Annotated in this window: 6 protein-coding genes; 4 read left to right on the top strand and 2 right to left on the bottom strand. The window is 66.5% G+C overall.

Features of this window, described 5'->3' with window-relative positions; genetic code table 11:
- Both QZV72_RS00085 and QZV72_RS00080 read right to left on the bottom strand, forming a co-directional pair.
- A partial coding sequence (locus tag QZV72_RS00085) for a hypothetical protein (protein WP_297003866.1) occupies nucleotides 1-342 on the bottom strand: 342 nt, incomplete at its 3' end.
- A 2-nt stretch (nucleotides 343-344) separates the two neighbouring features.
- A complete protein-coding gene (locus QZV72_RS00080) occupies nucleotides 345-1682 on the bottom strand; it encodes an AAA family ATPase (RefSeq protein WP_297003865.1) in 1338 nt (445 codons plus the stop codon).
- 76 nt (nucleotides 1683-1758) lie between these two features.
- Here QZV72_RS00080 and QZV72_RS00075 point away from each other — a divergent pair, with 76 nt between their 5' ends.
- From QZV72_RS00075 to QZV72_RS00060, 4 genes are all read left to right on the top strand, one after another.
- Nucleotides 1759-2763, top strand: a complete 1005-nt coding sequence (locus QZV72_RS00075) for a LacI family DNA-binding transcriptional regulator (RefSeq protein ID WP_297003864.1) — start codon at nucleotides 1759-1761, stop codon at nucleotides 2761-2763.
- Between the two features lie 142 nt (nucleotides 2764-2905).
- On the top strand, nucleotides 2906-3961 hold the full coding sequence (locus tag QZV72_RS00070; RefSeq protein WP_297003863.1) for an ABC transporter substrate-binding protein: 1056 nt from the start codon (nucleotides 2906-2908) through the stop codon (nucleotides 3959-3961).
- Nucleotides 3954-4775 carry an ABC transporter ATP-binding protein gene (locus QZV72_RS00065; RefSeq protein WP_297003862.1) on the top strand — a complete coding sequence of 274 codons (822 nt, stop codon included), beginning with the start codon at nucleotides 3954-3956 and terminating at the stop codon, nucleotides 4773-4775. The genes QZV72_RS00070 and QZV72_RS00065 overlap by 8 nt, the downstream gene beginning before the upstream one ends.
- A partial coding sequence (locus tag QZV72_RS00060) for an ABC transporter permease (protein ID WP_297003861.1) occupies nucleotides 4772-5548 on the top strand: 777 nt, incomplete at its 3' end. The genes QZV72_RS00065 and QZV72_RS00060, both read left to right, overlap by 4 nt.

Raw genomic sequence — 5548 nt, 5'->3', positions numbered from 1 at the left:
GCAGGTCGTTCGAGACTGTCCCTCGTGTCCGTCACAGCACAGAAGCATGTTCCCGTACTCCAGATCCGACTGACTCAGTGAGGCGCCGCCGATCTCCTTGTTACACGCCGCTGAGCCTTCTCCGGTGCTCGACTGGGGGTGGAAGTGCTCGAGCCGGACCTTGGAGTTGTTCCGGACGGACGTCTCGCAGTAGGCGCAGCGATCATGTTGGGCGGACCGGAGGCTGTCGATGACTTCAGCTTTGGTAGTGCCGCGCAGGTCATGGTAGCCGGCCACGGGGTCCTTCTGCTTCCTGAGGACGGTGAGTGGAAAAGGAGCCGCGATGCGATCGTGCGCGAACACAGTCAGTCCTCCAGACTGTCGAAAGCGAGGATCGCATCGGCGTCGATGAGCTCGTCATTGAAGTCGACACCGCCCATTTCCTCATCGATGCGCTGTCGGAGAGCCGCCGCCTCCGTGGTGTTGCCCTCGCCACGGTGCACCATCGCCATATACCGATCCAGAACCTCCCGGGATTCACCATCAGGCCGGGGATCGGTGCCCTGGATCCTTTCCAGGATCACATTCGACGGAAGCCCCCGGGAATACGTGACCCGAGGCCAGGGCTCCGTAGCCTCCCCTCCGGGGAGAACCCGGATATTTTCCCCCTCTACCGTGGAGATCACCTGGGGACTGTGGGTGGTGAGGATGAACTGCACCCGAGGGAAGGTCTGTCGGAGTGCAGGGACGATCTCGCGCTGCCACTTCGGGTGAAGATGGAGATCGACCTCGTCCACGAGGACGATGCCGGGTGTCTGTTCCAGCAGGTCCTCCGCACCGAGGTGGGGATTCGCCCGGGCCATCCGACTGGCGAGGTCGAGGGCGAGGCCTGCGGCGATCTTTGTTCCGGTGGCGAGCATCGTCAATGGAAGGGTCCCGTACTCGTTGTGTCGGAAAGTGATCTCGTCGACGGTGCTGTCCCATCTCGGACTGTGCCATCCGACGGGCTCGAGGATCCGGTCACAGGCGGTGCTGATCGCGTCGAACTGACGTCGGGCAGCAGCGGGCTCGGGGTCTCCGAAGGCCTGCGCCCGGAGGATCTGTTCATCGAGCAGGCGGAGCATACCTCCGAGCCTTTTCACATCGGACCGGGGATCCAGAGCCAGGTCGTAGGCGCTTCGCCGTGATGTCGGGATTGTGGACTTCGCGGGAACTTCACTGAGGAGTCGTTCGACACCGTACGCCGCGATGACCGGGAGAGCGATGTCTTCGGTGCCCTCTGTGGCTACTGTGATGAGAGATTCGCTGTATGTGCGTACCTCCTGGCTGCCCCAGGTTGTGTGACCGGTGGCGCTGCGGAGTTCCCGGTCCCACTGGAGTTCCCTCCCGTTCACCACGGCGTCCAAGGAAGCCTGTACCGGGAAATGCTGTTCTGCCGTCGCCTGGCGTTCCTGCGAAGGGAGATCGGCGGGAGATCGTCGGGCGTCTTTCGGCCGGAAGTGCTGTGCGCCACGGCCATCACCGCTCAGCTGGCGCAGCGGTGTCCACAGCATGACGGCAAGTGCTTCAAGTATCGCTGTCTTTCCCGCCCCGTTTTCACCGATCAGCAGCGTGATCTCCCGACCAAAGGTGATCGTGAAGTCCTTGTAGTTCCGGAAGTTCTGCAGGGTGAGTTCGCGGACTGACCAGTTGTTGGTGGACATGTCTGAACCCTACCGAACCTGTGGCACACGTGGTCAGATACAGGGGTGCGGATCCGGTACCGATAGACTCCACGGAATGACCAGACCTCCCACCATCTCGGACGTCGCCGCCGCCGCCGGGGTGTCGACGGGCACCGTGTCCCTGGCGCTCAACAACAAGGGCCGCGTGAGTGCGGAGACCCGGGAGAAGGTGAGGAAGGTCGCCGCCGACCTCGGCTACCGGCCCAGTGTCCGTGCCCGACGGCTCCGTGGCGGAAGGTCGAACACCGTTGCCCTGGTCACGACGGTGCCGGAGGAGATCGTCGGCGGGGAGTCGAGTCTGAGCTTCCTGCTCGGGCTGTCGCTGCCGCTGTCCCGGGTGCTGTTGGAGCGTGGGTACTCGATGCTTCTGCTGCCTCCGCGGCCGGATGAGCGACAACTGGATGCCGTGGACGTGGACGGAGTCGTCCTGGTTGACCCGAGGCGGGGTGACCCGTTGTGCCGGAGTCTGCGCGAACGGGGTATCGAGGTCGTGAGCATCGGCCGGGTTGACGGCATCACGGTCGGTGGTGCGGTCGACCGTGGGTGGTCCGGTGCGGATGTGGCGGTGGGGCGACTGGTGGAGAGAGGTGCGCGCACGATCGCTGTGATCACCGGCGACGGCGGGAACTCGGTATCGGAGAATGTCCGGCAGTTCTGCCGGGAGGCCCCGGTGCCTGAGGGGGTCGACCTGATCCACCGCGATGTGTCCGCCTCCGCCGGCGAACGGGGTGGCTATGACGTGATCCGCGCACTGTTGGCGACCGCCCCCGGGCTTGACGCGGTCTACGCGCCGGTGGACGTGGTCGCGCTGGGTGTGCTCCGCGGTATCCGGGACGCCGGGCGGTCGGTGCCGGGGGATCTGGCCGTCATCACGAACTTCGACGGTCCGCGGGCGGCGGGGGCGCATCCGAGGCTGACCGCTCTGGATCTCGACCTGCCGGGTATTGCCGAGGCCGCCGGCGAACTGTTGGTGGAGTGTCTGGCCGAGCCCTCCGATGAGGTGCGGGTCATGGCCTCCCCGGCGCCGACGGTCGTGGAGAGGGAGTCGACGGCGCGGTAGCAGGTGATGGCCGTTTCGATCTCGTAAACATGTGGTTTCCGGGGGAGGTGGTCGGCACATCGCATGGTTAAATCGATTTAGCACAGTGTGCGACTGCTATCCACCGACTGCTCACCGACATTTCACGAGAGACTCCTCTGACATGACCACAACCGCACCGCCCGGACACGCGGTACTGAAACGCCTGACGGGTGCCCTCGCCGCCCTCACAGCCCTCGCGACTACAGCGACCCTGGCGTCCTGCGCCGGCGGGTCCTTCGACACCACCGCACCCGACCCCGTCCATCCGGTCCCTGCCGCCGTCCAGCTCGTCTGGAACCCCAACGTCGAGAACACGGCGACCGTCGTCGCCCAGCAACGCAACTACTTCCGCGACGAGGGGCTGGACGTGACGATCCTGCCCGGCGGCCCCGAGGTCGCCGCGGACGCCCAGGTCGTCTCCGGCAACGCCGACATGGCCATCCTCACCAGCGAGGCACTGGCCAACGCCGTCGCCAACGGCGCCCCGCTCGTCGGCATCGGCGCGGTGTACCAGCGCTCGCCCTCCGTCATCCTCACGAAGGCCGATTCCGGCATCACCACCCCGAAGGACCTGGAGGGCAGACGGTTCGGCATGTCCCAGACCGACCAGCGGGTCTACGACCCTTTCTTCGCCTCCACCGGCGTCGACACCTCGAGAATCACCAAGGTCGCCATCGGAGCCGACCCCTCATCCCTGATGTCGGGGGAGGTGGACGCCATGTCCGCCGTCGCCGCCAACCAGCCCGTCGTCGTCCGCGAGAACGGCGTCGAGACCCGCGAGATCCCGCTCGCCGACTACGGCTACAACCGCTGGTCCGGTGTCATCGTCGTCCGGAAGGACGCCCTGGAGACCGACGGTTCCCGCGAGCGTCTGTTCGCGATGGCCCGTGCCATCGAGCGGGGTGCGGAGGACTCGGTCGCCGACCCCGAGGCCTGCGGGGCACTCGTGTACGACTCGTACGCCAGGGACCTCGGCCTCACCGAGGAATCCCAGATCGAGGGGGCGAAGATCTGGGCGGACCTCACCGCCTCCGTCGGACGCAGGACCGCCCTGTCCCGCATCGACGACGCAGGTGTGCGCAGCCAGCAGGAGTTCTTCGACCTCGTCGGCATCAACGCCACCGCCACCGACCTCTACGACACGACCATCAGCAAGGAGGTGTTCGGCAATGACTGACACCAACGGTACCCACAGCGCCGCGCCCGGCCTCGTCGCCGACCACGTCGAACGACGCTTCCCGACCCGCACCGGGGACGTCCACGCCCTGTCGGACATCAACTTCGTCACCCCGGAGGGCTCGTTCACCTCGCTGATCGGCCACTCCGGCTGCGGCAAGTCCACGCTGCTGCGACAGTTCGCCGACCTGGACACCCCGACCTCCGGCTCAGTCTCCGTGCTGGGTGAGAGCCCCCGGCAGGTCCGTGAATCACACCGCATCGGTGTCGCCTTCCAGGATTCCGCCCTGCTGCCGTGGCGCTCCGTGGAAGCCAACATCGCCCTGCCGCTGCAGGTGGCGGACAGGTCCGTCGACAAGAGAGCGATCGCCGACCTCATCGCGCTGACCGGCCTCGACGGTTTCGAGAAGGCACGGCCCGCCCAGCTGTCCGGCGGGATGCGCCAACGCGTCGCCATCGCCCGCGCCCTCGTGCTCGAACCCGAGGTCCTGCTGCTCGACGAGCCCTTCGGCGCCCTCGACGACATGACCCGGGAACACATGAAGGTCGAGCTGCAACGGATCTGGACCGAACGGCCCACCACCACACTGCTGGTCACCCACTCCCTGGAGGAGGCGGTCTTCCTCAGCGACCGCGTCATCGTCCTGGCAGCCCATCCCGGTCGCGTGGTCCGAGAGATCGACATCGACCTGCCCCGGCCCCGGCACCCCGACATGCAGCGCACCCCGGAGTTCCACCGCTACCGTGACATGCTCTCCGAGGAACTCTTCGCCGCGAAGCGGGGCCCGGACAGTACCGGCGGGAACGCGTCATGACCGCGACGAACAGGGCGACGAACAGGGCGACGAACCGTACGCTGACACGGGCGCTGACACGGGCGCTGACCCATCCCGGCGTCCTCACCGCCGTCGGTGTCCTGGTCATCTGGCTCGCCGCAGCCGCAGCCCTGCGCTCCAGTGACCTCGTCCCGTATCCGTGGGAACTGATCCGACAGATCATCGACGACCGGTCGTTGCTCACCGACCACGGCGGAGCGACACTGACGACCGCCCTCAAAGGCCTCATCCTGGGTGTCATCATCATCATCCCGTTGGCGGTCATCGGCCTGCTCTGGCGTCCGGCCGAAGAGGTCGTCATGCGCATCGCGGTGATCATCCACGTCATCCCGACCGTCGCCGTCGCCCCGATTCTCGTGGTCTCGTTGGAGGGGGACTACGGACGCATCGTCATCACCGCACTCCAGGTGTACTTCCCGGCCCTGGTCGGAGTGATCTACGGTCTGCGCCAGGCGGACCGCCGGGCACTCGACGTCATCCACGTCGCCGGCGGCAACAGCTGGCAGGGACTGGTCCGCGTCCGGCTCGCCGCCGCCGCGCCGAGCATCGTCTCCGCCCTGCAGATCGCCGTCCCGGCCGCCATCCTGGGTGCACTGATCAGCGAGTTCTTCGGCGCTTCCAAGGGACTCGGAGTGCTGCTGGTCAACGCCCAGCAGGGCTTCCTCATCGACCGGACCTGGGCCATCGCCGTCGTCGTCGGACTTGTCGCCACCTTCGGCTACGGTGCGGTGTCGCTGGTGGGGAAGTGGCTG

The sequence above is a fragment of the uncultured Corynebacterium sp. genome (assembly GCF_902782855.1).
Taxonomy (GTDB): Bacteria; Actinomycetota; Actinomycetes; order Mycobacteriales; family Mycobacteriaceae; genus Corynebacterium.
Note: the sequence above shows the minus strand (reverse complement) of the source record. Positions and strands in the feature narration are given on the sequence as shown.

Coding starts and splice junctions, on each gene's coding strand:
- QZV72_RS00080 (WP_297003865.1), bottom strand. CDS start 1,682: ATGTCCACCAACAACTGGTCAGTCCGCGAACTCACCCTGCAGAACTTC.
- QZV72_RS00075 (WP_297003864.1), top strand. CDS start 1,759: ATGACCAGACCTCCCACCATCTCGGACGTCGCCGCCGCCGCCGGGGTG.
- QZV72_RS00070 (WP_297003863.1), top strand. CDS start 2,906: ATGACCACAACCGCACCGCCCGGACACGCGGTACTGAAACGCCTGACG.
- QZV72_RS00065 (WP_297003862.1), top strand. CDS start 3,954: ATGACTGACACCAACGGTACCCACAGCGCCGCGCCCGGCCTCGTCGCC.